The sequence below is a fragment of the Euzebya sp. genome (assembly GCF_964222135.1).
In the GTDB taxonomy this organism is placed as follows: domain Bacteria; phylum Actinomycetota; class Nitriliruptoria; order Euzebyales; family Euzebyaceae; genus Euzebya.
In genome coordinates this window covers 65,810-89,383 of record NZ_CAXQBR010000006.1, presented here as the reverse complement: position 1 = coordinate 89,383, position 23,574 = coordinate 65,810, and the positions used below count along the sequence as shown (strand labels likewise).

The 23,574-nt window shown below is 72.9% G+C and carries 26 protein-coding genes; 12 read left to right on the top strand and 14 right to left on the bottom strand.

Annotation, left to right across the window (positions count from 1 at the left end; translation table 11 throughout):
- The 7 genes from ACEQ2X_RS02755 to ACEQ2X_RS02725 all read right to left on the bottom strand — a co-directional run bounded on the left by ACEQ2X_RS02755 (position 1) and on the right by ACEQ2X_RS02725 (position 7,358).
- A complete protein-coding gene (locus tag ACEQ2X_RS02755; RefSeq protein ID WP_370324228.1) occupies positions 1 to 222 on the bottom strand; it encodes a hypothetical protein in 222 nt (73 codons plus the stop codon).
- Positions 223 to 606, bottom strand: a complete 384-nt coding sequence (locus ACEQ2X_RS02750; RefSeq protein WP_370324227.1) for a metal-sulfur cluster assembly factor — start codon at positions 604 to 606, stop codon at positions 223 to 225. It abuts the gene before it with no gap.
- Positions 603 to 1,550: a Phenylacetic acid catabolic protein gene (locus ACEQ2X_RS02745; protein ID WP_370324226.1), complete on the bottom strand. Its 948-nt coding sequence runs from the start codon at positions 1,548 to 1,550 to the stop codon at positions 603 to 605. Before ACEQ2X_RS02745 ends, ACEQ2X_RS02750 begins: the two co-directional genes overlap by 4 nt.
- 77 nt (positions 1,551 to 1,627) lie before the next feature.
- The gene (locus ACEQ2X_RS02740) at positions 1,628 to 2,416 is read right to left on the bottom strand and encodes an enoyl-CoA hydratase/isomerase family protein (RefSeq protein ID WP_370324225.1); all 789 of its coding nucleotides are present in this window, start codon (positions 2,414 to 2,416) and stop codon (positions 1,628 to 1,630) included.
- A gap of 2 nt (positions 2,417 to 2,418) precedes the next feature.
- Complete coding sequence (locus ACEQ2X_RS02735) at positions 2,419 to 3,849, bottom strand: aldehyde dehydrogenase (protein ID WP_370324243.1); 1,431 nt, start codon at positions 3,847 to 3,849, stop codon at positions 2,419 to 2,421.
- 247 nt (positions 3,850 to 4,096) lie between these two features.
- Positions 4,097 to 5,893 (bottom strand): feruloyl-CoA synthase, encoded by a 1,797-nt coding sequence (locus ACEQ2X_RS02730; RefSeq protein WP_370324224.1) that lies wholly within the window; start codon positions 5,891 to 5,893, stop codon positions 4,097 to 4,099.
- A 31-nt stretch (positions 5,894 to 5,924) separates the two neighbouring features.
- Complete coding sequence (locus ACEQ2X_RS02725) at positions 5,925 to 7,358, bottom strand: ABC transporter substrate-binding protein (protein WP_370324223.1); 1,434 nt, start codon at positions 7,356 to 7,358, stop codon at positions 5,925 to 5,927.
- A 94-nt stretch (positions 7,359 to 7,452) separates the two neighbouring features.
- On the opposite strand from ACEQ2X_RS02725, the gene ACEQ2X_RS02720 reads away from it, so the two are divergent.
- The gene (locus ACEQ2X_RS02720; RefSeq protein WP_370324222.1) at positions 7,453 to 8,628 is read left to right on the top strand and encodes a PucR family transcriptional regulator; all 1,176 of its coding nucleotides are present in this window, start codon (positions 7,453 to 7,455) and stop codon (positions 8,626 to 8,628) included.
- Here ACEQ2X_RS02720 and ACEQ2X_RS02715 read toward each other — a convergent pair.
- On the bottom strand, positions 8,612 to 10,207 hold the full coding sequence (locus ACEQ2X_RS02715) for a multicopper oxidase domain-containing protein (RefSeq protein WP_370324221.1): 1,596 nt from the start codon (positions 10,205 to 10,207) through the stop codon (positions 8,612 to 8,614). The genes ACEQ2X_RS02720 and ACEQ2X_RS02715 overlap by 17 nt on opposite strands.
- Before the next feature lie 263 nt (positions 10,208 to 10,470).
- Between ACEQ2X_RS02715 and ACEQ2X_RS02710 the strand changes: the two genes are divergently transcribed.
- The 7 genes from ACEQ2X_RS02710 (at position 10,471) to ACEQ2X_RS02680 (ending at position 17,118) form a co-directional block, all read left to right on the top strand.
- Positions 10,471 to 11,625, top strand: a complete 1,155-nt coding sequence (locus tag ACEQ2X_RS02710) for an MFS transporter (RefSeq protein ID WP_370324220.1) — start codon at positions 10,471 to 10,473, stop codon at positions 11,623 to 11,625.
- Positions 11,626 to 11,691: 66 nt separating this feature from the next.
- Complete coding sequence (locus ACEQ2X_RS02705) at positions 11,692 to 13,947, top strand: molybdopterin oxidoreductase family protein (RefSeq protein ID WP_370324242.1); 2,256 nt, start codon at positions 11,692 to 11,694, stop codon at positions 13,945 to 13,947.
- On the top strand, positions 13,944 to 14,507 hold the full coding sequence (locus ACEQ2X_RS02700) for a 4Fe-4S dicluster domain-containing protein (RefSeq protein ID WP_370324219.1): 564 nt from the start codon (positions 13,944 to 13,946) through the stop codon (positions 14,505 to 14,507). The genes ACEQ2X_RS02705 and ACEQ2X_RS02700 overlap by 4 nt, the downstream gene beginning before the upstream one ends.
- The gene (locus tag ACEQ2X_RS02695) at positions 14,507 to 15,040 is read left to right on the top strand and encodes a ubiquinol-cytochrome c reductase iron-sulfur subunit (protein WP_370324218.1); all 534 of its coding nucleotides are present in this window, start codon (positions 14,507 to 14,509) and stop codon (positions 15,038 to 15,040) included. The genes ACEQ2X_RS02700 and ACEQ2X_RS02695 overlap by 1 nt, the downstream gene beginning before the upstream one ends.
- Positions 15,041 to 15,044: 4 nt before the next feature.
- Complete coding sequence (locus tag ACEQ2X_RS02690) at positions 15,045 to 15,341, top strand: hypothetical protein (protein ID WP_370324217.1); 297 nt, start codon at positions 15,045 to 15,047, stop codon at positions 15,339 to 15,341.
- 4 nt (positions 15,342 to 15,345) lie between these two features.
- Positions 15,346 to 15,957, top strand: a complete 612-nt coding sequence (locus ACEQ2X_RS02685; RefSeq protein WP_370324216.1) for an HPP family protein — start codon at positions 15,346 to 15,348, stop codon at positions 15,955 to 15,957.
- Entirely contained in the window at positions 15,958 to 17,118 is a 1,161-nt protein-coding gene (locus ACEQ2X_RS02680; protein WP_370324215.1) for a helix-turn-helix domain-containing protein, read from the top strand.
- 122 nt (positions 17,119 to 17,240) lie between these two features.
- On the opposite strand, the gene ACEQ2X_RS02675 is transcribed toward ACEQ2X_RS02680, so the two are convergent.
- Both ACEQ2X_RS02675 and ACEQ2X_RS02670 read right to left on the bottom strand, forming a co-directional pair.
- The gene (locus ACEQ2X_RS02675; protein WP_370324214.1) at positions 17,241 to 17,663 is read right to left on the bottom strand and encodes a plastocyanin/azurin family copper-binding protein; all 423 of its coding nucleotides are present in this window, start codon (positions 17,661 to 17,663) and stop codon (positions 17,241 to 17,243) included.
- A gap of 62 nt (positions 17,664 to 17,725) precedes the next feature.
- Positions 17,726 to 18,412 carry a helix-turn-helix transcriptional regulator gene (locus tag ACEQ2X_RS02670; RefSeq protein ID WP_370324213.1) on the bottom strand — a complete coding sequence of 229 codons (687 nt, stop codon included), beginning with the start codon at positions 18,410 to 18,412 and terminating at the stop codon, positions 17,726 to 17,728.
- A 56-nt stretch (positions 18,413 to 18,468) separates the two neighbouring features.
- Here ACEQ2X_RS02670 and ACEQ2X_RS02665 point away from each other — a divergent pair, with 56 nt between their 5' ends.
- Entirely contained in the window at positions 18,469 to 19,002 is a 534-nt protein-coding gene (locus tag ACEQ2X_RS02665) for a GreA/GreB family elongation factor (protein WP_370324212.1), read from the top strand.
- Between the two features lie 12 nt (positions 19,003 to 19,014).
- On the opposite strand, the gene ACEQ2X_RS02660 is transcribed toward ACEQ2X_RS02665, so the two are convergent.
- Positions 19,015 to 19,242: a DUF2249 domain-containing protein gene (locus ACEQ2X_RS02660; protein ID WP_370324211.1), complete on the bottom strand. Its 228-nt coding sequence runs from the start codon at positions 19,240 to 19,242 to the stop codon at positions 19,015 to 19,017.
- An 88-nt stretch (positions 19,243 to 19,330) separates the two neighbouring features.
- On the opposite strand from ACEQ2X_RS02660, the gene ACEQ2X_RS02655 reads away from it, so the two are divergent.
- From ACEQ2X_RS02655 to gdhA, 3 genes are read left to right on the top strand one after another with little or no spacing between them, the layout of a single operon-like run.
- Entirely contained in the window at positions 19,331 to 19,651 is a 321-nt protein-coding gene (locus ACEQ2X_RS02655; protein ID WP_370324210.1) for a metal-sulfur cluster assembly factor, read from the top strand.
- 56 nt (positions 19,652 to 19,707) lie between these two features.
- Complete coding sequence (locus tag ACEQ2X_RS02650) at positions 19,708 to 20,826, top strand: hypothetical protein (protein WP_370324209.1); 1,119 nt, start codon at positions 19,708 to 19,710, stop codon at positions 20,824 to 20,826.
- A 35-nt stretch (positions 20,827 to 20,861) separates the two neighbouring features.
- Positions 20,862 to 22,199 (top strand): NADP-specific glutamate dehydrogenase, encoded by a 1,338-nt coding sequence (gdhA, locus tag ACEQ2X_RS02645; protein ID WP_370324208.1) that lies wholly within the window; start codon positions 20,862 to 20,864, stop codon positions 22,197 to 22,199.
- A gap of 103 nt (positions 22,200 to 22,302) precedes the next feature.
- On the opposite strand, the gene ACEQ2X_RS02640 is transcribed toward gdhA, so the two are convergent.
- From ACEQ2X_RS02640 to ACEQ2X_RS02630, 3 genes are read right to left on the bottom strand one after another with little or no spacing between them, the layout of a single operon-like run.
- Entirely contained in the window at positions 22,303 to 22,791 is a 489-nt protein-coding gene (locus tag ACEQ2X_RS02640) for a hemerythrin domain-containing protein (RefSeq protein WP_370324207.1), read from the bottom strand.
- Position 22,792: 1 nt separating this feature from the next.
- The gene (locus ACEQ2X_RS02635) at positions 22,793 to 23,161 is read right to left on the bottom strand and encodes a cupin (RefSeq protein ID WP_370324206.1); all 369 of its coding nucleotides are present in this window, start codon (positions 23,159 to 23,161) and stop codon (positions 22,793 to 22,795) included.
- Entirely contained in the window at positions 23,161 to 23,559 is a 399-nt protein-coding gene (locus ACEQ2X_RS02630) for a hemerythrin domain-containing protein (protein ID WP_370324205.1), read from the bottom strand. Before ACEQ2X_RS02630 ends, ACEQ2X_RS02635 begins: the two co-directional genes overlap by 1 nt.
- Between the last annotated feature and the right edge of the window lie 15 nt (positions 23,560 to 23,574).

Sequence of the window (23,574 nt, the reverse complement as noted above, 5' to 3'; positions counted from 1 at the left end):
CTACTCCGGTTCGATCAGCTGGGTCATGGCGGACCGCGGGACGATGAAGAGGTCCTTCCACTTGCGCTCGTCGTACAGCGTCCAGGCGTAGACGACCGCGTCGTCGTCGGTCGTGGCCCGGACCTGCCCCAGGTGGTGGGGGACGTCCTCGGAGCTGTGGCGGCTGAAGACCTCGTAGGGGGCTGCGCTGCCCTCGCCCGCGGGTCGCTCGACGGCTGACACTCAGATCACCGCCACGGCGCGCAGGAGCTCGCGCCCCTCGGGGGTCACGTCGTCGCGCGACCAGGGCTCGAGGCGGTCGTCGACGACCACCGACTCGACGCCGGGCACCGCGCCGACGCGATCCCGGATGTCATCGCGCATCATCTCGGTGCAGGGGCAGGCGAGCGATGTCCAGGTCATGCCGACGGTGACCTCGCCGCCCTCGGCCGCGAGGACCCGGACGAGGCCGAGGTCGGTCACCGTCACGGGCAGCTCGGGGTCCTCGACGGTGCACAGCGCCGCCCACACCGCGTCGCGGTCGACCGTCGAGCGCCACTCGCCGCGGACGGTCACCGCGGTCCTGCCGGAGGAGGGGACGGGCTCGGCCGGGGCGAGGGCGCTCACGATCCGGCCCCCACCAGCTGGGCGTGGCCCCGCTGCAGCTGCCGGACGAAGCGCTGGTTCGCCGGACCCCGGTTGCGCCACCGCTCCATCACCTGGTCCCAGGAGATCTGCCCGCCGGCGTGGTCCCACTCCTTGGCCTCGGCGTCGAAGGCCATCGGGAAGGCGCAGTCGATGACGTAGGTGCCGGTCTCGGAGTCCAGGTGGGCCGGCACCTCGATGTCGTGGGATTCGCAGAACGGCACGGTCGCCGACATCCAGGTCTGGCGCAGCTCGTCGTTCGTCTGGCCCTTGAGCTTGAAGGTGTTCTGGCCCGTGTGGCGCTTGAGCTCGTCGGGGAGCCCGAACCACTCGAGGGTCAGGATGAACATCCAGTCGACGGCGTCCTGGATCTTCCGCTTCGCGTCGGGGTCCTTCGACAGCTTCGCGATCCAGCGCTCGCCGTGGCGCAGGTGGAAGGTCTCCTCGCGGTCGACCTTGACCAGCGCCCGCTTCCACGGCGCGTAGGTCGTGTGCGTGAAGACGTCGCTCAGCAGCACGAACCCGGCGCGGTCGTAGAAGGCGTTCGCCACGATCATCTCGCTCCAGCTCTCGAGCGGGACGTCGAAGGCGTAGGGGTGCTTGTATTCGTGCGGCTGCCGCCCGTACACCAGCTCGTCGGTGTCGACCCCGAGGTCGCGGAGCATCCGGTAGGCGATGTGGGCGTGGCCCACCTCGTCCTGGATGATCGACAGGACCGACATGTAGCTGGACGTGTCGGGCGCGGACGGCGCCGCGCCCAGGTAGGACGGCGCGCTGATCAGCTCGGTGTCCGCCGACACGATCAGCGTCCGCTTCAGCGCCTCGACGTAGTCCTCCGAGGCGTGCTGGGGCCCCTCGACGAACTTGCCGGCGGCGAGCCGCGACATCACCTCGTCGTTGGAGAGCCTCGTGGGGAGTGCGGTCATCGTTCCTCCTGCCGGGTGCGTGCGACCACTGTAACTGACCGGTCAGTCAGGATCAAGGGTCCGGTGTGCGGGCCGGGTCAGCGGCCCTGGTAGTCGGGGCGGCGCTTCTCCGTGAAGGCCGTCATCCCCTCGGTGGCGTCCTCGGAGGCGAACAGCGGCGCGAGCTCGGCCAGCTCGGTCTGCAGCGCCTCGGGCAGGGGCTGGCGCATGCCCTGGTGCACCGCCCGCTTGGTGGCGGCGATCGCCAGCGGCGCCCCGGCGGCCAGTGTCGTGGCGATCTCGCCGACGACCTCGTCGAGTGAGTCCGCGGGCACGAGTCGGTCGACCATGCCCAGCCGCTCGGCCTCGTCGGGTGTCACCGAACGGCCGGTGGTCATCATCTCGAGCGCGCGCCCGGGGCCGATCAGGCGGGGCAGGCGCTGGGTGCCGCCGGTGCCGGGGAGGAGCCCGAGCGTCACCTCGGGCAGGCCGAGCCGGTAGCTGCCCTCGGCGGCGACGCGGACGTCGCAGGCGAGGGCGATCTCGTACCCGCCCCCGAGCGCGTGGCCGGCGATCGCGGCGATGAACACGCAGTCCTCCGCGGCGAAGCGGTCGAAGACCTCGTGGGCGCGCCGGACCATCGCGTTGTTCTCGTCCGCCGTGCGGGACAGGAAGCCCTTCACGTCCGCGCCGGCGGAGAAGAACCGCTCGCTTGCCGAGCGCACGACGGCGACGGCGACGCCGGCGTCCACCACGGTGGAGATGGCGGCGTCGAGGTCCTCGATGAACGACGGGTCGTAGCTGTTGGCGGGCGGGCGGTCCAGGGTGATGGTGCCGACCCCGCCGTCGACTGACGCGGTGGCGCTCGCCGTGTCGTGATCAGCCATGGTCAGCTCAGCCCCCCGACGACGGCGGACTTCAACTCGACGTACTCGTCCAGCGCCTCGAGGCCGTGCTCGCGGCCGAACCCGGACTGCTTGGTGCCGCCGAAGGGCATCTCGTCGTAGCCGTAGTGCAGCTGGTTCACCCAGGTCATGCCGGCGTCGATCTCGCGGATCGCCCGGTCGATGGCCCTCGCGTCGGTCGTCCAGATCGACGAGCCCAGCCCGTAGGGCGTGTCGTTGGCCATCGCGATCGCCTGGTCGAGGTCCTCGACCTCCCAGATCGGCAGCACCGGGCCGAACACCTCCTCGGTGGCGAGCCGGCTGTCGGTCGGGACGCCGGTGACGACGGCGGGGGCGAAGAAGTGCCCGTCACCGTCGATCGCCTCGCCGCCGACCAGGACCTCCGCGCCGCGGTCGGTCGCGTCGGCCAGCTGGGCGACCAGCACATCGCGCTGGGCGGCGGTGTGGAGGGGGCCGATGCGGATCTTCGGCTTCTCCGCCGGCGTGGCGCCGGGGCCCGGCTCGTAGCGGCCGACGCGGCCGGTCAGCGCCTCGACGAACTGCTCGTAGACGTCGGTGTGGACGAAGGCGCGCTTGGGGGCCAGGCAGGCCTGGCCGCAGTTCCAGTAGCGGCCGATCTGGATGGTCTTCACCGCGGCGTCGAGGTCGGCGTCCGGCATGACGATCGTCGGGTCGGACCCGCCCAGCTCGAGGCTGACGTGCTTCAGCTTCGGCCCGGCGGCCGCCATGATCGACTGGCCGGTGCTGGTCTGGCCGGTGAAGGCGATGCGGCGGACGACGTCGTGGTCGACCAGGGCCTGACCGGTCTCGGGTCCGCCGGTGACGACGTTGAACACGCCGTCGGGGAGGCCGGCCCGCGTGGCGAGCTCGGCGATCCGGAGGGTCGTGAGCGGTGTGGTCTCCGCGGGCTTCGCCACCACGGTGTTCCCGGTGGCCAGCGCCGGCCCGAGCTTGTTGGCCAGCAGGGTGAGGGGGAAGTTCCACGGCGTGATGGCCCCCACCACCCCGAGCGGGCGGCGCACGACCATGCCGTAGGCCCGGCCGAACTGGCTCGGCAGCTCCTGGTGGACGCCGCGCTGCTTGGTCGCGGCCTGGGCGTAGTAGCGCAGGCCGGCGAGGAAGTGGGCGAACTCGCCGTTCGCCTCGAGCGTGGGCTTGCCCTGCTCGCGGGTCAGCAGCGCGACGAGCTCGTCCTTCTCGGCCTCGGCCGCGTCCGCGAGGGCGTTCAGCGCCTTGGCCCGCTTCGCCACGTCGGTGGCGGCCCACCCGGCGAACGCGTCGCGGGCGGACTGGACCGCGGCGTCGACGTCGTCGGCGGTCGCGACCGGCACGCCATCGATCACCTCGCCCGAGGCGGGGTCGACCACGTCGAGGCGGTCGCCCGACCCGCCCCTCGATGCTCCTGCGATCCACATGTCAGCCACGTCGGCGATGTCCTTCCGGGTCGTCTCCAGGTCTGCGGGCCACACTACCTGACTGACCGGATAGTCTGTCAACCGGCCAGACGTCGAAACCGCCCAGGATCGCGCCGAACATCGCGGTCAGGCGATGCAGGCCCCGATCGGGGGGACCGTCGCCGTCAGGCCGTCAGGCCGTCAGGCGATGCAGGCCCCGATCGGGGGGAACGTCGCCGTCAGGCGATGGAGGCCCCGATCGTGCGCCTCAGCCTCCGCCCGGCGCGATGACCAGCACGTCGGCGTCGGGGTCCGCGGCGTGCAGCCGCTCGACGTCGGCGGCCCGTCGCTCGAGCACGGCGCGCTGGTTGATGTAGCCCTTGTCGGTGATCTCGCCGGCGTCGATCGAGGGGGGTTCGGTGAGCAGCAGCACCCGCGTGACGATCCGCGACGACCCGCCGGCCACGGCGTTGTGGGCCGCCAGGCCCTCGGTGATGCGGCGCCGCACGTCGGGGTCGTCCGGGGCGGCGGTGGGCGCGGGCCAGGCGAGCAGGCCGACCGACTCGCGGTCGTGGCCGGTGACGACCGCGTCGGCGAGCAGCGGGGAGGCGGCGGCCAGCGCGTCGACGCGGAGCTGCCCCACGCTCACCCAGGTCCCCGTGGTCAGCTTGAAGTCCTCGGCGATGCGGCCGTCGAAGAGGATGCCGGCGCTCGGGTCGTCGGGGTCCGCGAGCCGGCCCGCGTCGCCGATCCGGTAGAACCCGTCGTCGTCGAAGGGGTGGGGGACGTCATGCGGGCCGCGCCCGCCCAGGTAGCCGGTCATCACGTTCGGGCCGCGGACGCGCATCTCGAGCTTGCCGCCGGCCGGCACCAGCTTCAGCTCGACGCCCGGCACGGGAACGCCGATGTTGCCGGCCCGCTCGAGGGGGAAGTGGGCGGCGGTGGCCAGGGGTGCGGTCTCCGTCGAGCCCCACGAGGAGGTCATCGGGACCACGCGCCCGGTGGTCCGCTCGCTGACGGCCTCGAGCCGCTGCCACAGGTCCTGGGGCAGCGCGGCGGCCGCGTAGAAGATCAGCTGGAGGCGGGAGAAGAACGCAGCGGCCAGCTCCTCGTCGGCTTCGAGGTGCGGCAGGAGCGCGGCGTAGCCCGCCGGGACGTTGAACGAGATCGTGGGCCGGTGGCGCCGCACGTTGGCCAGGGTCACGTCGATCAGCCCCGGCGCGGGACGGCCGTGGTCGATCACCATGGTCCCGCCGTTGGCGATCACCAGCCCGACGTTGTGGCTGCCGCCGAACGTGTGGCTCCAGGGCAACCAGTCGACCAGGACGGGCGGGGTCTCGGCCAGGAACGGCCAGATCTGCTGCAGGGCCACCTGGTTGGCGAGCAACATCCGGTGGGTGGTGGGCACGCCCTTCGGCACGCCGGTGGACCCGGAGGTGAACAGGACCTTCGCGACCGTGTCGAGGTCGACCGCCGCGGCCGCCTCGTCCACCGCGCCTGTGGCGGTGGTGGACTCGAGCTCGGACAGCAGGGCGTGGGCCCGGCCATCGCGCGCCGGCGTGGCGCACACCAGCTCCGCGCCCAGGTCGGCGATCGCGTCGAGCGCCGCCGGGCAGGCCGCGGGGTCCGCGCAGAAGACCAGGCCGGGTTGGACGACCGCGAGCATGTCCCGCAGGCGGGAGAAGTCGGTCGCGCGGGTCGAGTAGGCCACGCTGATGGGGACGACGGGCACCCCGACGAGGGCACCCGCGAGGGTCACGAGCGCGTGGTCGATCGAGTTGCCCGACAGGATCGCCACCCCGCGGGCGGGGCCGAGGCCCCGGGCGAGCAGGGCCTGCCCGATGCTCCGCGCGGTCGCGAGCGCGCCGGCGTAGGTGACGACGCGCTCCTCGGTGCCGCCCGCCGCATCGGGTTCGATGAACAGCGGGCGGTCCGGATCCCTGACGACCCAGCGCGTCAGGAAGGTCGAGGTGCTCCGGGGGAGGGGGCCGAGCGGCGTGCGGGATGCCAGGAGCACCCCGCCGCCGTCGAGCTCGGTCGCGTGGACGTCAGGTCGGGTGAACACGACCGGAGGGATCGGGCCGGTGCCCCCGACCTCAGCTGTAGCAGGCGGACTGGAAGTCGTAGTCCGTCGCGGTCGGCCCCTCGTAGCCGTTGGCGAGCTCGGCGACCCGGAACTCGGCGTCACCGTCGAGCTGGGCGAAGGTCGTGGTCCGGACCGCGGCGTCGTTCGGCTCACCCGAGACGTTGCCTGACCCCTCGGGCAGGATGCCCTCGTAGTCGACGCTGTCGAGGCCCTGGGCGGCGGCCACGAGGCCTGCGCGGGTCAGGTCGCCGGACTCGGCCGCCGCGACCATCGCGTCGTGCAGCGGGTAGGACCACACCCAGCCGGGGAAGGCGGTCGTGCTGGCCTGGTCGCCCATCGCCTCGAGGAAGGCCTGGGTGCCGGGCGCGTCGGAGGCGAGGGTGCCCCACGGGAGGCCGAAGACCACGCGGTCGGACACGACGTCGGCGACCGGGCTCTCGAGCAGGCCCTCGTTGAAGCCGGGGGCCTGGGCGTAGATCTCGCCCTCGTAGCCCTGGGACACCGCGCCGCCGACGATCGTCGCCAGCTCGGTCGGACCCGTGACGATCAGCACCATGTCGGGGGCCTCGTTGACCAGGCGGGACAGGGCCTCGGCCTGGTTGTCCGCACCGGGGGTGGTCGGGACGTCGATGAACTCGATGCCGTTGGCCTCCGCGGCCGCCTGCATGCCGGCGGCGCCGTCGTCGCCGAAGTCACCCGGGAAGTGGATCGCCATGACGCGCTCGAGCTGCGCGCCCTCCTCGAGGGCGTAGTCGACGGCGTTCATCGCGTCGATGCAGTACGTCGACCCGGACTCGAGGATGTTGGGGCTGAACAGCCACTCCGAGGTCCAGGTGCCGGGGGCGGCCAGGACGTCCTGCTCCTCGAGGAAGGGCTCGAGGGCGATGCCCATGGGGGAGCCGAGCAGGTGGGTGATCGCCAGGATCTCGTCGCTGATCTCCTGGTAGACCTGGGTCACGGTCTCGGGGCTGTACTGGTGGTCGCGCGTGAACTCGGTCGTGTTGACGTCGTAGCCGGCGATGCCGCCCTCGTCGTTGACCCGCTGCCAGAACGCGTTGACGGCCTCGACGATCTGCGGGCCCTGGGACGCGAAGGGCCCGACCGTCAGGTCGCTGAGGCTGGCGAGGTAGATGCACCCGTTGTCGGGGTTGACCGCGTCGGGGCACGCCTCCTCGGTGACGCCGATGTCGGTCGTCACGTCGCCGCCGGCCGCCGGCTCCTCCGCGGGCTCGGTGGCCTCGGTCGGCTCGTCCGCGGCGTCGGTGGCCTCGGTGGGCTCGGCCTCCTCCTCCGCCTCGTCGGTGGCGGCCTCCTCGGCGACCTCGGCGCCAGCCGCGTCGTCGGTCGTCTCGGCGGTGCTGTCGCCGTCGTCGGACCGGCAGGCGGTCAGGGTCAGCAGCAGGGCGCCCAGCAGGGCCACCAGGCGGATCAGGGTCTTCGGCACGGCTCTCCCTCTCGATCGGCTCGTGCCGGGGAGCGTAGGGAGCCGCCGATGGCGGCGTCGAGGGTCTGCAGCCCAGATCCGCTACGGTCTCGTTGTGTCACAGCACAACGAGGCTGGCCCGGAGCCCCGCGCGGTGGTGGGGGAGCTGGCCGGACGCGCGCGGGGGCGGTTGGACGAGCTGGCCGCCCGGTTCGCGGAGCGCATGGTGGCCGCGGAGCCGGTGTACGCCGAGCGGTTCGACGCCGCCGAGCGGCTGACGGCCTGCCACGAGAACCTCGACGCCCTGCTGGGGGCCCTCGTGACCGGCGGGGCGGCCCTCGACCCGGGTCCGCACCAGCGCACCGGTCGTCGGAACGCCGAGATGGAGGTCCCGCTCGAGTCGCTGCTGCACCTCTACCGGTTGGCCGCCCAGGCGGTGTGGCACGAGCTGATCGCGGCCTGCGGCGAGGACCCCTCGCGTCGCGACGCGCTGCTCGAGGCGGCGACCGACGTGTGGGAGGTGGTCGACCTGCAGTCGGCGATGGTGGCGGAGGCCTACAAGGCCAGCCTCGAGCGGGTCAGCCGCGAGCACGAGGCCCGTCGCGCCGCGGCGGTCTCGACGCTGCTGGCCGGTGGGGACGGCGACCGCGGGGCCGCCCGCCGCGCCGCGGTCGCGCTCGGGATGGGCGAGGGGGCGCTGACCGCCGTCGCCCACGCGACGCTGCCGCGTGGCGCCCGCGCGGCGCTCGAGACCGCCCTCCGGGCCCGCGGGACGCGGTCGGCGTGGCAGGTGCGCGGCGACGTGACGGTCGGCGTGATCGCGGGTGCCGGCCTCCCCGCCGACGTCGAAGCGCCGACGCAGGTGGCCCTCGAACCGGGCATCGACGACGTGACCGACGTGCCCTCCGCCCTCGAGCTCGCCGTCCTCGCCCTGCGCGCCGCCGGACCCGCCGACCGCGGACGGCCGGTCACCCTGGCCGAGGTGCTGCCCCAGGCCCTGGTGCTGCGCAGCCCGGACGTCGCACGGCGGTTGGTCGAGGTCGTCCTGGGTGACCCGGACACCTGGCGCATCGGGCACGCCGACCTGCTGGCGACCCTGCGGGCCTGGTACGCGAACGGCGGCGATGCAGAGCGCACCGCCGCCGTCCTCTACTGCCACCGGAACACGGTCTTCAACCGGTTGCGCCGACTCCAGGAGCTGACCGGTCGGGACCTGGGCGACCCCGTCGACCTCGTCGAGGTCTCGCTGGCCACCCAGGCCCTCGAGCTGGTGGTCAGTGCCCCCCGCTGACCGGCTCCCCCCCGTCGCCGGCCTGGAACAGGCCCAGGGCGCCGCGGCCGGGGAAGTTGAAGGCGTGGGTGACCATCGGGTACAGCCCGTCCTCGGCCAGCTCGAACTCGGCGTAGCCGCCCTGGGCCGGGGCCAGGTCGATCGCCTGGCTGCCCCACTCGCTGCTGGCGTCGAGGAAGACGCCCTCCTTCATCACGCTGTCGAAGATCGTGCCGACGATGTGGAAGGAGGAGTCGACGTTCGGTCCGGCGTTCAGGACGTAGGCCCGGACCCGCTCGCCGACGCCCACCTCGATCGGGTGGTCGGCGTACTGGCCGGCGGTGCCGTTGAACACCACGTGGTCCGGTGACGGGGCACCCTCGGACATCTTGCCCAGGTCCCCGACCTCGCCCTGCGGGCCGGTGTACCACTCGCTCTGGACGAAGACGAACTCGTGGTCGACCTCGGGGAGCGGCTCGGCCGGGTCGACGATGATCGCGCCGAACATGCCGTTGCCGATGTGGTGCAGGGCCGGGGCGGTGCCGCAGTGGTACATCCACACGCCGGCGTGCGTGGCGACGAAGGAGTACACCTTCTCCTCCCCCGGCGCGATGTTGGTCATCTCGTCGTTCCAGGCGACCTGGCTCGCGTGGAAGTCGACGGAGTGGTCGACGCCGGACCCCTCGGGGTTGATCAGGTGGATGTTGACGGTGTCACCGACGTTCACGCGCAGGGTCGGGCCGGGGACGGTGCCGCCGAAGGTCCAGACCTCCTGCCAGACGTCCGCGGACACCTGCATGATCCGCTCCTCGATGACGAGGTCGATGTCGTGGACGGTCCCCGACGCCGGCGGCGGGGCCGTCGGGTCGTAGACCTCGAGCGGGGGGCGCTCGCCGGTGTAGGCGTCGGCGTTGTCGGGGGTCGCGTAGTCGACCGCGGTGCCCATGGCGGCGTCATCCATTGCGCCGTCGGCCGGCGCGGCGGCGACCTCGTCGCCACCCTCGCCGCCCGCGATCCCGATCGTCGTGGCCATGCCGGCTGCGGCGTGGCCCGGCACGGTGCAGATGATCTCGAGCTCGCCGCTGGCCGGCGCCTCGACGGTGAACGTCCCGGTCTCGCCGGCGCCGAGCATCTCGGTGCCGTCGAGGCCCTCGATGACCGCGTCGTGCTCCATCACGCCGTCGTTGGTCACGGTGAAGGTGACCTCGGCGTAGGGCGGCACCTCGGTGACGTCGGCGTCGATCGCGAACTCGCTCAGGGTGAGGGCGATCTCGACCTGCTCGACGGTGGCAGGGCGCTCGGGCACGGGGGCGGCAGCGGGCGCGGCGCTCGCGGCCGCGGGAGCGGGCTGGGTGGCGCGGAGCGACGCCGCGGCGTCGGCCACGGCGGCTTCGGCGTCACCGGCGAGGCCCTCGTAGTCCGCCCGCAGGTCGCGGGCGATCAGCACGGTGCCGGTCTGGTTGGCGACGACGAGCACGAGCAGCAGGATCACCGCCGGCAGGCCGATGGCCAGGCGACGGGACCAGCGGGGATCGACGGCTCGGCCGGCCTCGGGGGCCGGGGCCGCAGGCGCCTCGGTGGGGCGGGTGAGCGACGACATGTCAGGAGTTCCTCTCGGTGGCGGTGGCGGCTCGGCTCCTGCGGCGTCCCGCCGCGATCATCGAGTCTCGTAGTTCACGACTATGAGATCTGTCGGCTGGGGTGGCACGGGCCGGAGGTCCCGGGTCCGCCGGGACCCTGGTCCCAGGTCGCGCGGCCCGCGACCGGCGTTTGGCACGACTCCCAAAGGGGGCATGTGGGTTGCAGCCAGGCCGATGGGTTGGTTGGATCGGCCGGCGAACGGACCGCCACCGAGCCAGAGCGATGCCGACCCCACGCGAGGACGCCCCACCCGCACGACCGCACCTGCGCGTGCCCGCGCAGGTGCCGCCCCCCGACCTGCTCGGGTTGCGCGAGACCCTCGTCGGAGGGGTCGCGGCGGCCGTCCTCATCGCGGTGATCTACGCGGGCTCGCGAGCCCTGACGACCTTCGACTCGGCGCTGATCGGCTACGCGGTCGCCATCGTCGCGCTGACCTTCGCCGTGGTGGCCCGCTACGCGCGCTGGCTGCGGATGCCCTCGACCGGCCGCTACTGGCGCCGCGGCTGGCAGCAGTTCGCGTCATGGTCGAACTTCCGCCGGCTGCCGAGCCTGCTGCCCCGGGCGATCGTCGGCCAGCTGCTGACCCAGGGCTTCATCCGCCGGCGCGGCCTGGACCGGTGGATCGGCCACCAGTGCCTGTTCTGGGGCGTGATCGGCGCGACCCTCATCACCTTCCCGCTGGTGTTCGGGTGGCTGGTCTTCCACCTCGAGCCGGGCACCACCGAGATGTACCGGATGTGGGTCTTCGGCTTCCCGACGATCACCTTCGACACCAGCTCGTTCATCGGCTGGTCGATGTTCCGCGCCCTCGTCTACACCGCGGTGCTGGTGATCATCGGGTGCGCCATCTTCCTGTGGCGGCGCTTCCGCGACCGCGCCGCGATCACGGGGCAGTCGCTCGGCTACGACATGGCGCCCCTGATCGCCCTGCTGGTCATCTCCGTCACCGGGCTGCTGCTGACCGTGTCGACCAGCTTCTTCGACGGCGCGTACTACGGCTTCCTGGTGATCATCCACATGGCGGCCGTCGTGCTGAGCCTGGTGTTCATCCCGTTCGGGAAGTTCTTCCACGTGCTCCAGCGGCCCGCCTCGGTCGGGATCCAGATGTACACCGAGCTCGGCGCGCAGGAGCCGCCGCGAGCGTGCGCCCGCTGCGGCGAGCGCCTCGCCGCCGAGCTGTTCGTGACCGACCTGCGCGCCACCCTCGAGGACCTCGGCCAGCGCTACGACCTGCCCGCCGCCGAGGGCATGCCGCAGCACGTCATCGAGCTCTGCCCCCGCTGCAAGCGGGTCGCCCGCGGGCAGTCCTACTTCGCCGCGAACGGCCCCAGCTTCGCCACCGCCCTCGTGGGAGAGGCCTCCGCCGAGGAGCGCTGACGCCGCGACCACCCGACCGCCACCCCCGACCGAGAGGCCCCCTGCGTGCCACGCCAGCCCTACCGGATGCCGACCCCGCCAGGCGTCGCCGAGCTGCACCAGTCCGGCGGCGAGTCCGCCGGCGGGTGGGAGACCGACCGCCCCGACGAGCGGTGGGTGTCGACCCACTGCTCGTTCTGCGGGGTCCAGTGCGGCATGCACCTGCGCGTCGCCGACGGCCAGGTCATCGGGGTCGAACCGCGGATGGACACCCACAACCGGGGGAAGCTGTGCCCGAAGGGGGTGTCGGCGTACCAGCAGATCGGCCACCCCGAGCGGCTGACGTACCCGATGGTCCGCGACGCGGACGGGCTGCGGCGCGCGACCTGGGACGAAGCCCTCGACCGGGTCGTGTCCGGCATCCGCCGGATCCAGGAGGCCCACGGGAACGACGCGGTCGCCACCTACGGCGGCGCGTCGATGACGACGGAGAAGACCTACGTGCTGGGCAAGTTCGCCCGGCTGGCGCTGCAGACCCGGCAGGCGGACTACAACGGCCGGATGTGCATGGTGTCCGCCGGCGCCGCGAACAACCGCTCCTTCGGCGTCGACCGCACGCCGAACCCGATCGCCGACGTGGGCGAGGCCGACGTGGCGATGGTCCTCGGTGCCAACGTCCCCGAGACCTTCCCGATCTTCATCCGCCACTACTGGCGGCTGATGGACCGCGGCGGGACGCTGATCGTGGTCGACCCGCGCGAGACGACCCTCGCCCGCGTCGCCCAGCTGCACCTGCCGATCCGACCCGCGACCGACGGGGCGCTGCTGATGGCGATGCTCCACGTCGTCATCGACGAGGGGATGGTCGACACCGCCTTCGTCGAGGCGCACACGACCGGGTTCGACGAGGTCGCGACCTCGGTCGCCGACTTCACGCCGGACGTGGCCGCGGGGATCTGCGGGGTCCCGGCCGCCGACATCCACCGCGCGGCGGTCCTGTTCGGGTCGGCCGAGAAGGCCATGCTGAACCACGCCCGGGGCATGGAGCACCAGGTCATGGGCGCCCGCAACGCGATGGCGGCGATCAACCTGGTCCTCGCCACCGGCAACATCGGCCGGCCCGGGTCGGGCATCGGCACCATCACCGGGCAGGGCAACGGCCAGGGCGGTCGGGAGCACGGCCAGAAGTGCGACCAGCTGCCCGGCCAGCGCGACATCTCCGACCCGGCGGCCCGCGCCCACGTCGCCGCGGTGTGGGGGGTCGAGCCCGACGAGATCCCCCAGAAGGGCGACCCGATCTTCAAGCAGCTGGAGCTGATGGAGTCCGGGGAGATCCGCGGGGTCATCAACATCTGCTCGAACCCGATGGTGTCCTGGCCCGACGAGGACCGGACCCGCCGGATCCTGACCGGCCTGGACCTCTACACGGTCATCGACATCTTCCCGTCGGAGTCCGCGCTGCTCGCCGACGTGGTGCTGCCGGGCTCGGCGTGGGCTGAGTCCGAGGGCGTGGTGGCGAGCTCCGACGCGCTGGTCTGCAAGATCAACAAGGCGACCGACCCGCCGGGGGAGGCGCGGACCGACATCTGGATCCTGTCCGAGCTCGCCAGACGCCTGGGCCGGGGGCAGTACTTCGACTGGTCGGGCCCGGGGGAGGTCTTCGAGGAGCTGCGGCGCGCCTCGGCGGGCGGTAAGGCCGACTACGCCGGCATCACCTACGAGCGGATCGAGTCCGAGGGGCCGATCGCCTGGCCCTGCCCGACGACCGACCACCCCGGCACCCCGCGGATGTTCACCGACCGGCGCTTCTACTTCGACGACGGGCGGGCGCGGTTCAACGTCGTCGAGTTCGAACCACCGGTGGAGGAGCCGGACGAGGAGTACCCCTACCGCTTCACCACCGGCCGGACCGTGGCCCACTACCTGTCGGGGAACCAGACCCGGCGGTTGGGCTACCTGGTCGACCAGACCCCCAGCCCGTGGGCCGAGCTCCACCCGGAGGCCGCCGCGGCGATCGGCGTGTCCGATGGCGATCCGGTCCGCCTGACCAGCCGGCGCGCGACGGTCGTGGTGCCCGCCCGCGTCGTGACCACGGTCCGGCCCGACACGGTCTTCATGCCCTACCACTGGGCCAAGCCCATGGGGGCGAACCAGCTGACCATCGCCCGGTTCGACCCGCTGAGCTGGATCCCCGCCTTCAAGGGGTCGTCGGTCCGCATCGAGCGGGCCGACGAGCTGCCGCCGGTCCCGAACCCGCCGCTCGCGGTCGGCGGCACGATCAGCCAGACCGCAGGACCTCCGCCAGCAACCGATCCCGTGGGGATCCAGGAGCCCGGTACATGAGCCTCGAACGATCCATCTTCGTCGACCCGTCCCGCTGCATCGGCTGCGGCGCGTGCGTCGCGGCCTGCCGCGAGTGCGACAGCCATCGCGGGAAGTCGATGATGAACCTCGACTTCATCGACCGGGGGACCACCACGGCGGCGCTGCCGACGGTCTGCATGCACTGCGACGACCCCTTCGCCCCGTGCGCGCAGGTGTGCCCGGTCGACGCGATCCTCTCCACCGACGACGGGGTGGTGCACTCCCCCGACGTGTCCCGCTGCATCGGCTGCACCAACTGCGTCCACGCCTGCCCCTGGGGGGTGCCGAAGTTCGATCCGGTCGAGCAGCTCGCCTACAAGTGCAACCTCTGCTACGACCGCACCTCGGTGGGGCTCGGCCCCATGTGCGCGACGGTCTGCCCCTCTGACGCCCTCTACTACGGCACCCGCGAGGAGGTCGAGCGCGACCGGCCGACCCGCAAGGTCATCGACGTGTTCAACTTCGGGAACCAGGAGATCGAGACGGGCAACTGGTACGTCGTCCCCTCCGACGCCCCCGACTGCCTGCCGCTGATCTGATGAGCCGGGCCACCCCCCGCGATCCCGACCTGGTCGCCGAGCGCATCGGCCGGCTGACGACCGACGCGCTCGTGACCCGACGGGGCTACCTGCGGATCCTCGGGATCCTGTCCGGCGGGCTCGCACTCGGCAGCGTGGCGGTGGCGGGTGGTGCGTTCACGCGCCCCACCCAGGGCGCGGAGGAGGAGGTGGTGATCACCGAGGACGCCGACGCGATCCCCGTCGGCGGGTCGGTGCGCTTCGGCTACCCGAGCGATCGCCAGCCCGCGCTGCTGCTGCGGCTCGACGAGGAGACCTGGGTCGCCTACTCGGCGGTCTGCACCCACCTGGCCTGCGAGGTGCTGCCCCGACTCGACGACGACGACCTGTACTGCCCCTGCCACGAGGGCCACTTCGACCCCGCGACCGGCGCGCCGACGGCGGGCCCGCCCGAACGGCCCCTGCCCCAGATCCGCCTCGAGCGGCGCGGCGCCGCGATCGTCGCCGTGGGCGAGGGGGCACTCACGCCCGACGCCCACGACGAGGAGGCCTGAGGCCATGTCCACCGACCCGCGGGCCACACCGCGTCGCCCCATCCGACCGCTGCCGAGCACCCCGGCGGAGGACACCGACCAGGGCCTCCGCACCCAGGTCACCACGCGGATCCTGATCGCGTTGACGATCCTCCTCGGCCAGCTCTGGGCGTTGACCGTCGCCTTGGAGGAGTACCTGCTCGGCCACACCGGCCGGGCGTGGGGGCTGGCCGGGTTCTCGATCGTCTCGTTCCTCGTGGTGCTCGCCCTGGTCCGCCTCGAGCCGCCGCCGCGGGGGTCAGGGCGACCGGGACGCCGGTGAGGCCGTGAGCGACCGGGAGCCCCGCCGGCCAGGCCCGATCGGCGGGGACATGGCGTCGGTGCTGTTGGGCCTGGCTGAGCGCGCCCGGCTGCCCGCGCTGGTCGAGCGGCACTCCTCGGTCTCGGTGCTGGGGTTGTTCGCGTTCGTCAACGGGCTGATCTCGATCGCGATCATGGCCGGGACCGCGCTGGTGACGGGCGCGCCGACGATCTTCCCCTCCCTCGGCCCCACCGCCTTCCTCCTCTTCTACACCCCGACCACGCCGGCGGCGTCGCCGCGGAACACCATCCTCGGCCACCTCGTCGGCGTCCTGGCCGGGTACGGGTCGCTGGTGCTCTTCGGCCTGGCCGCGGCGGAGCCGGCGATGGAGACGGGCGTGACCACCGGGCGGGTGGGCGCGGCGGCGCTGTCGCTCGCGCTGACCAGCGGCGCGATGGTGTGGCTCAAGGTGCCGCACCCGCCTGCCGGGGCGACGACGCTGATCATCTCCCTGGGGATCCTGAGGGAGCCCTGGCAGCTGGTGGTGCTGATGGTCGCCGTGACCCTGCTCGTGGTCCAGGGGTGGGTGATCAACCGCCTGGCCGGCATCGACTACCCGCTGTGGAAGGCTGGGTAGGTGACCGGTGCGGATCCCCTGACCAGCGGCGTGGACGCCGTCGACGCCCTGATCGACGGCGTCCGGGTCGGGGACAACCTGGTCCTGGTCACCGAGGGTGGGCTGGACGGGGATTGGCTGGTCGACGCGTTCGTGGGGGCGTCGGACCCGGCCGCCCTGGTCGTGGCCGACGGCACGGGCCGCCATGCCGGCGCCGCCGCTGCCCGCCGCGTCCTCGCGTGGGCCGAGGCGGCCGGCGCGGCCGGCCGGGAGGTCGAGGCCCCCCGGGCCCGCGAGGAGCTCGTGGCCGCCGATCGCGAGGTCGGCACCGACGCGCGGTTCGTCGTCGACACGCTGACCGCCCTCGCGGATGCCTGGGGCGACCAGGCGGCCCTGGACCTGTTCCTGTGGGCCTGCCCACGGCTGTACCGCCGTCGCAGCATCGCGCTGTGGATCCTCGATGGCGACCGCCACGACGTCGCGTTCCTCCGGCGGTTGACCGACGTCACCCAGGTCGTCGTGCGGGCCCGTCCCCACGACGCCGGCGTGCAGCTCGAGGTGGAGAAGGCGGACGGGCGCGCGCCGTCGGTGCGGGGCCGGACGGTGGAGGGGCGGCTCGCAGCGGGACACCTGGTCGATGCGCAGACCGGCGACGTCGAGCGCAGGCGGCTCGGTGACGTCATCCGCCGCCTGCGGACCGACCGGGGCGTCGGGCAGGCCGAGCTCGCCCGGCGTGTGGGGATCAGCCCGTCGGCGCTGTCCCAGGCCGAGCGCGGCGTGCGGGCCGTGTCCGCGGAGACCCTGGTGCGGCTCTGGGAGGCGATGGGGATCCCGGTGGACCCCGACGACCCGCGCGCGGTCGGCTACGCGATCTCCCGGCGCGGTGAGCGCACCGCCACCTCCCTCGCACCCGGCGCGACCGGCCTGCTGCTGGGCGACCACCCCCGCCAACAGGTCTGGCAGGTGGCGGTCGCACCCCGGGCGGGCGGCCGGGCGCCCCTGTTCGCGGTCAAGGGCGTCGAGGTCATCGCGGTCCGCCGCGGCATCCTCCAGCTCGACCTCGACGGCCGCGGGGAGACCCTCCACGAGGGGGACGCGCTGGTGGCGGACACGGCGGCGGTCACCGCGTGGGCCAACCCCGCGGACACCGAGGCCGAGGCGGTCTGGATCATCGGACGGTGAGCGCCTGCGGCGGGGTTGGGCACCGGTCGTGGGGCCGTTCGGCCCCGTCTCTCACCCGCGGGTCGATGGCGAGGCCCGGGGCGTGAGCACGTCGACCGGCACGCCGAGGTCGGTCGTGACGGCTACTCGACGGTGAGGGTGGCCACCATGCCGGCCTCGCGGTGCCCGGCGATGTCGCAGTAGATCGTGTAGGTGCCGCCGTCGAGGTCGACGGTGCCCGTCGAGGTCTCGCCGGCGGCTGCTGACACGACCAGCTCGTCGCCGGCCTCCTCCACGACCACGTTGTGCTCGAGCGCGCCGTCGTTCTCCAGGGTGACCTCGACCTCGCCGGCGTCAGCGGTGAAGGTGACCTCGCCCTCGTCCGACCGCGAGTCGCCGTCGGCGTAGTAGATGTCGCCCGCGGCGACGGTCACGCCGCCACCGCTGGCCGCACCCACGTCGGAGGTGCTGTCGGACGAAGGGGTGTCGGACGCGGGCTCACCACCGCACCCGGTGAGGAGGAGCAGGGTCGTGGCGAGCGCAGTAAGGGCAGCGCGGTGTGGCATGTCGTCGATCTCCTTTTAGACGAGGAGATCACGATTATAACTAGATGTTCAGTAAGAACACGTCACGATGTCGTCAGATGGCTGATGCACAGCATCGGCTCGACGAGCGGGAGGAGGTCCCGTGCCTCGACCTCGCCGCCGAGCTCCGCGAGGGCGCCCCGCATGAGGCCGAGGTGCACCGAGCAGACGACCTCCTGGTGGTCCTTGGCGAGCCCGAGGAAGGGGCAGCGTCGCAGCAGGACCCTCGGCCCGTCGCCGTCGTCGTCGAGCTCGGGCGCGAACCCGATGTCGTCGAGCAACCGGACCAGCACGTCGAGCGCCGCGGCCGAGTCCACGCGCTCGAACGGCCCCGGCCGGTCGACGAGGTGGCGACCCCACGCCGCACCGGCGTCGCGGGCCGCGGCGGCCGGGTCGTCGGCCACCGCGGAGAGGTAGCCGGTCAGGATGGTGGCGAGGAACTGGTACGCGCCCTCGTCCCCCGCCGCTCCGGTGGCCCGCTCGGTGGGGGTGTACACCAGGCGGGGACGCCCCGGGCGATCCCGGGCCTCCGGTGCGGACACGACCAACCCCGCCTCCTCCAACACGGCGAGGTGCGCGCGGACGGTGTTGGCGTGCAGGCCGACGCGCGTCGCCAGGACCTGCGCATCACCGCCGCCGGGCATCTCGCGGAGCGCCTCCAGCAACCTGGTCCGGGCGGGGCTGGACAGGGCGCGGTGCAACTGCGCCTGGCTGGGCGGGTCCCGATCCATCCCGCGAATATACACGTGAAGTGGCAGAACAATATGCTTCATGGAAGTCGGCCAACGTGAAGCTACACTCCTCGTGGGCGGCCAGCGCCACGCTGGCCGACCCCGTCGTCGCCCGAGAGGAGTTCGTCGTGTCCCAGATGGTGTCGTCCCCCGCCCAGGTGGTCCTGACCCGCGCCGGTCGCGAGCACCTCCGCCAGCGCATCGCGGGCCTCCGCGACGAGGCGGCCGAGGTCGCCGCCCGCCTGAAGGAGGACCACGACCCCCAGGACCTGGCGGAGCGCCAGCGCATCGGCGCGGAGCTGTCGCGCCTCGAGGACGCCCTGCACCGGGCCGTCATCGTCGAGGACGTGGAGGAGGACCCCACCGTGGTGGAGGTCGGCGACGAGGTGGGTGTGGAGATGCCCGACGGTTCGCGGGACGTGTTCTCCATCGTCCACCCCGTCGAGGCCCAGCTCGACGACGACCGGATCTCCTCCGACGCCCCGCTCGCCCAGGCCGTCCTCGGCCACCGGATCGGCGACCGGGTCACGGTGCAGGCCCCCGCGGGTGTCTACGGCGCCACGATCATCGCGCGGCGCCGCCTGAGCTGAGACCGGGCGGGCTCAGGCCCGCCCGATGCGGACCCTCCACACCTCGGGACCCGACTCGAGGCGGTCCCAGGTGAACTGACCGGTGTGCTCGGCCTCGAACTGGTAGTACAGCGGCTTCGGGTCGTGGTCGTTGACCAGGACGAAGCCCTCGCCCTGCGCCAGGTCCTCGTAGGTCGAGAGGATCAGGTCGTGCCGCCGCGCGGGCGGCTCGCTGCGGACGTCGAGCTCGCGGTCGGCCATGTGGTGCTCCTCGGTGGTCGCGGACGGAGGAGCTGAATATACGTCGTACGTTATTTATCTGCCATAGATCTAATAAACTCAGCGTGTGATGGAGACCACGGCCCCCGTCGAGCTCACGACCGAGCAGGTGGAGGTGCGCCTCCACAGCGTCATCGATCCCGAGGTGGGCATCGGCATCGTCGACCTCGGCCTGGTCTACGGCATCGACGTCGATGACGCCGCCGTGGTCGTCACGATGACCATGACCACGCCGGCGTGCCCGCTCGGGGCGTACCTCGAGCGCTCGGTCGAGCACGCGGTGGCCGACCTGGCGGGTCCCCGGCTGATCCAGGTCGACCTGGTGTTCGATCCGCCTGGGTCGCCGGAGCGGATCAGCCCGGCGGGGCGCGTCGCGCTGGGGTGGGCGTGAGCGCGCCCGCGGTGGCCCCGCCCTCCGCGCCACCCCGGGGGGCGCACCGGCCCAGGATGCCGCGGGGACGTCTGCTCCTCCTCGCCGGCGGCGGGCTCGGGCTGCGGGTCGGCCTGTGGACCGGTCTGGCCAGGGCGGGCGTGCACGACGCGGTCGGCCCCGTCGCCCAGCACGGCATCATCATGGCCCTCGGCTTCCTCGGGACGCTGATCGCGCTCGAGCGCGCGGTCGCGCTGCGGGCGGGCTGGAGCTACATCGGCCCCGCGCTGTCGGCTGTGTCGGTCGTCTGGCTGCTGGCGGGGTTGCCCGACGTCGGCGCCGGCATCGCGTTGACCGTCGCGGGGGTGGTGGTCACGGCGGTGTACGCGGTCACCCTCCGACGCCACGTCGAGGGCCACCTCGCCGTCATGGCGGCCGGGGCGATCGCCTGGGTGGTCGCCGCGGGGCTGTGGACGTCCGGCTGGAGCCCGGTGCGGCTGGCCCCGGCGCTGGCGGCCTTCCTGGTCCTCACGATCGTCGGCGAGCGCCTCGAGCTGTCCCGCCTGCGGACGCCGTCCGCCGCCGTCCGCCGACAGCTGCTCGTCGCCGCGGGCACCTTCGGCGTCGGCGCGGCCGGCGCGCTCGCGATCCGGCCGGTCGGGCTCGTCGTCATGGGTGTGGGCCTGCTCGCCCAGACGGCCTGGCTGGTGCGCCACGACGTGGCGCGGGTGACCATCCGGATGTCGGGACTGCCCCGCTTCGCCGCCGCGTGCCTGCTGGGCGGCTACGCGTGGCTCGCGGTCAGCGGCGTGCTGTGGATCGCCGTGGCGCTCGACGCGGGCGGCTGGCTGGTCCACGACGCCGCCCTGCACGCCCTCTTCCTCGGCTTCGTGATGTCGATGGTCATGGGCCACGCCCCGATCATCCTCCCCGCCGTGCTGGGCATCGCCCTCCCCCACCGCGCGGCGGCCTGGGTGCCGCTCGGCCTGCTGCACGCCTCGCTCGCGGTGCGCGTCGGCGCCGACCTGGCCGGATCGGTCTGGCTGCGCGGGTGGGCGGCGCACGGGAACGTCACCGCGCTGCTCGTGTTCGTCGGGCTCGCGGTGGTCACCGCGACGTCGGCGACCCGCGCTGACGGCTACCCTCGTCGGCCGTCGCCGGTCGGCGACGCGTCGCCGGCGGCGACGGTGCGCTGAGCACGCTGCGCACCCGACGAGTGGAGGGACAAGCAGTGGACGAGAAGGTCGAGCCGTTCTTCGACGAGGTGATCCGCCGCAACCCGGGCGAGGTCGAGTTCCACCAGGCGGTCAGGGAGGTCCTCACCTCCATCGGCCCCGTCCTGGCCAAGCACCCCGAGTTCGCCGAGCACAAGATCATCGAGCGGATCTGCGAACCCGAGCGCCAGGTCATCTTCCGCGTCCCCTGGCAGGACGACGCGGGGGAGGTGCAGATCGACCGGGGGTTCCGGGTCGAGTTCAACTCCGCCCTCGGTCCCTACAAGGGCGGGTTGCGCTTCCACCCGTCGGTGAACCTCGGCATCGTGAAGTTCCTCGGCTTCGAGCAGATCTTCAAGAACGCGCTGACGGGCATGCCGATCGGCGGGGCGAAGGGCGGGTCGAACTTCAACCCTCGCGGTCGGTCCGACGACGAGATCATGCGGTTCTGCCAGTCGTTCATGACCGAGCTGTACCGCCACCTGGGCGAGTACACCGACGTCCCTGCAGGCGACATCGGCGTCGGGCAGCGCGAGATCGGCTTCCTGTTCGGCCAGTACAAGCGGATCACGAACCGCTACGAGTCCGGTGTCCTGACCGGCAAGGGCATCCAGTGGGGCGGCGCGCTGGTCCGCACCGAGGCCACCGGGTACGGCACCGCGTTCTTCGCCCAGGAGATGCTGAAGGTCCGCGGCGACTCCCTCGACGGCAAGACCGTCGTCGTCTCCGGCTCCGGGAACGTCGCGGTGTACGCGATCCAGAAGGTCCACCAGCTCGGCGGCACCGTCGTCGCGTGCTCGGACTCCGACGGCGTGGTCCACGACCCGAAGGGCATCGACCTCGAGCTCCTGAGGGAGATCAAGGAGGTCCGCCGCGGCCGCGTGCGCCACTACGCCGAGCAGCGCCCGGACGCCACCTACGTGGCCGGCGGGAACCCGTGGGACATCCCCTGCGACGTGGCGCTGCCCTGCGCCACGCAGAACGAGCTGACCGGCAAGGACGCGGCGACGCTGGTCCGCAACGGCTGCATCGCGGTGGCCGAGGGCGCGAACATGCCGACGACCCCGGAGGGGATGCGCACCTTCGCCGAGGCCGACGTCGCGTTCGGGCCGGGGAAGGCCGCCAACGCGGGCGGCGTCGCCACCTCGGCGCTCGAGATGCAGCAGAACGCCAGCCGCGACGCGTGGTCCTTCGGCCGCACCGAGCAGCGGCTGGCCGAGATCATGGCGGACATCCACGAGCTGTGCTTCGCGACCGCCGAGGAGTACGGCATGCCGGGCAACTACGTGGCCGGCTCCAACATCGCGGGCTTCCAGCGGGTCGCCCAGGCCATGGTGTCCCTGGGCCTGATCTGACGGACCTGATCTGAGCGCGGCGCCGGGCCGTGCCCCTCGGACGTGGGACGGCCCCGGCGCGCTGGCGCCGGGGCCGATCGGGAGGGGACAGGTCCTCCCGACGTCAGGCCGCCGCGTGGTGGTGCTCGGCGTGGTCGTGGTCGGCGTGGTCGTGGTCGACGTGGTCGTGGTCGGCGACGCGCACCCAGGCGGCTGAGTCGAGCAGCTGGACCGCGGCGGGGAACACGTCGTGGTCCTCGCGCCAGATGTGCGCGCGGAGCCGCTCGAGCGCAGCCGGCAGCCCGTCGAGCGCCCCCTCCTCCCCCCTCGCGATCGCGATGAACGCGGTGTCGAGGGCGGCGGGGTCGGCCTCGAGCTCGGCGGTGTGGGCTGCCGCGCCGGCGGCGGCGAGCTCGGGGAACAGCACGCCCTCCTCGCGCTGGGTGTGGGGGGCGAGCAGGCCGACGAGCGCCTGGGCGGTCGACCGGATGGCGGTCGCGACGCCCGACTCTGCGGCGAGGGCGAGGTCGCGGGCGGCGAGGCCGATCGCGACGTGCTCGTCGCTCAGGGTGGCGATGAAGTCGTTGGCGAGGCAACCGCAGTAGTCGCACATGTCAGGACTCCCGGGGGGCGGTGTCGGCGACCGCGACGGTGATCAGGACGACCGCGTCGTCGTTCGCGGCGAGGCCGTGGCGCATCGGGGGGATCGGGGCGAGCGCGCCGGCGTCGAGGACCTGCGGTCCCTCGCCGGACGTCAGCCGCACCTCCCCGCGCAGCACCTGGATGGTGGCGGCGCCTGGGCTCTCGTGGTCGGCCAGCACCGTCCCCGCGGTCAGGGCCAGGAGGGTCTGCTTGAGCGGCGCACCCGCTCCTGGGACGAGCGTCCGCGCGGCTCGGCCCGAGCGAGCGTCGCGGGCCTCCGCGAGCACGGCGTCCACGGCGGCGGGCAGCATGGTCAGGTCAGCGGTTCGGGCGGTGGTCATCAGGTCCTCGATGTGTCGTTCGGGTCGGGCAGGTCGCCGGCGGCGACCTCGTGGGCCAGGTGGCCGTGCAGGAGCGCCTCGATGCCGAGGAGCACCGCCTGGGTCCGGCGCACCTGGGCGCCCGTCATGGGTCGCGCCGCCACCGCGTCGAGCTCGGCCACGGCCAGGCGGACGGTGTCGTGCTCGACGGCGAGCCGCGCCACGACCCGGGGACCGGCCGTGCGCTCGAGCACGGGGAAGAGGGCCAGCTCCTCAGCGCTCGCGTGCGCCAGCACCTCGTCGTGCAGGAACCCCCGCACCTGATCGAGGTGGCTGCGCACCTCCCCTGGCGAGAGCTCGGGGAGCGCAGGCGTCACGACCGCGAGGTCGTCGAGTCGGACGAGGAGCTGGTGATCCATGGCACCGGGGACTAT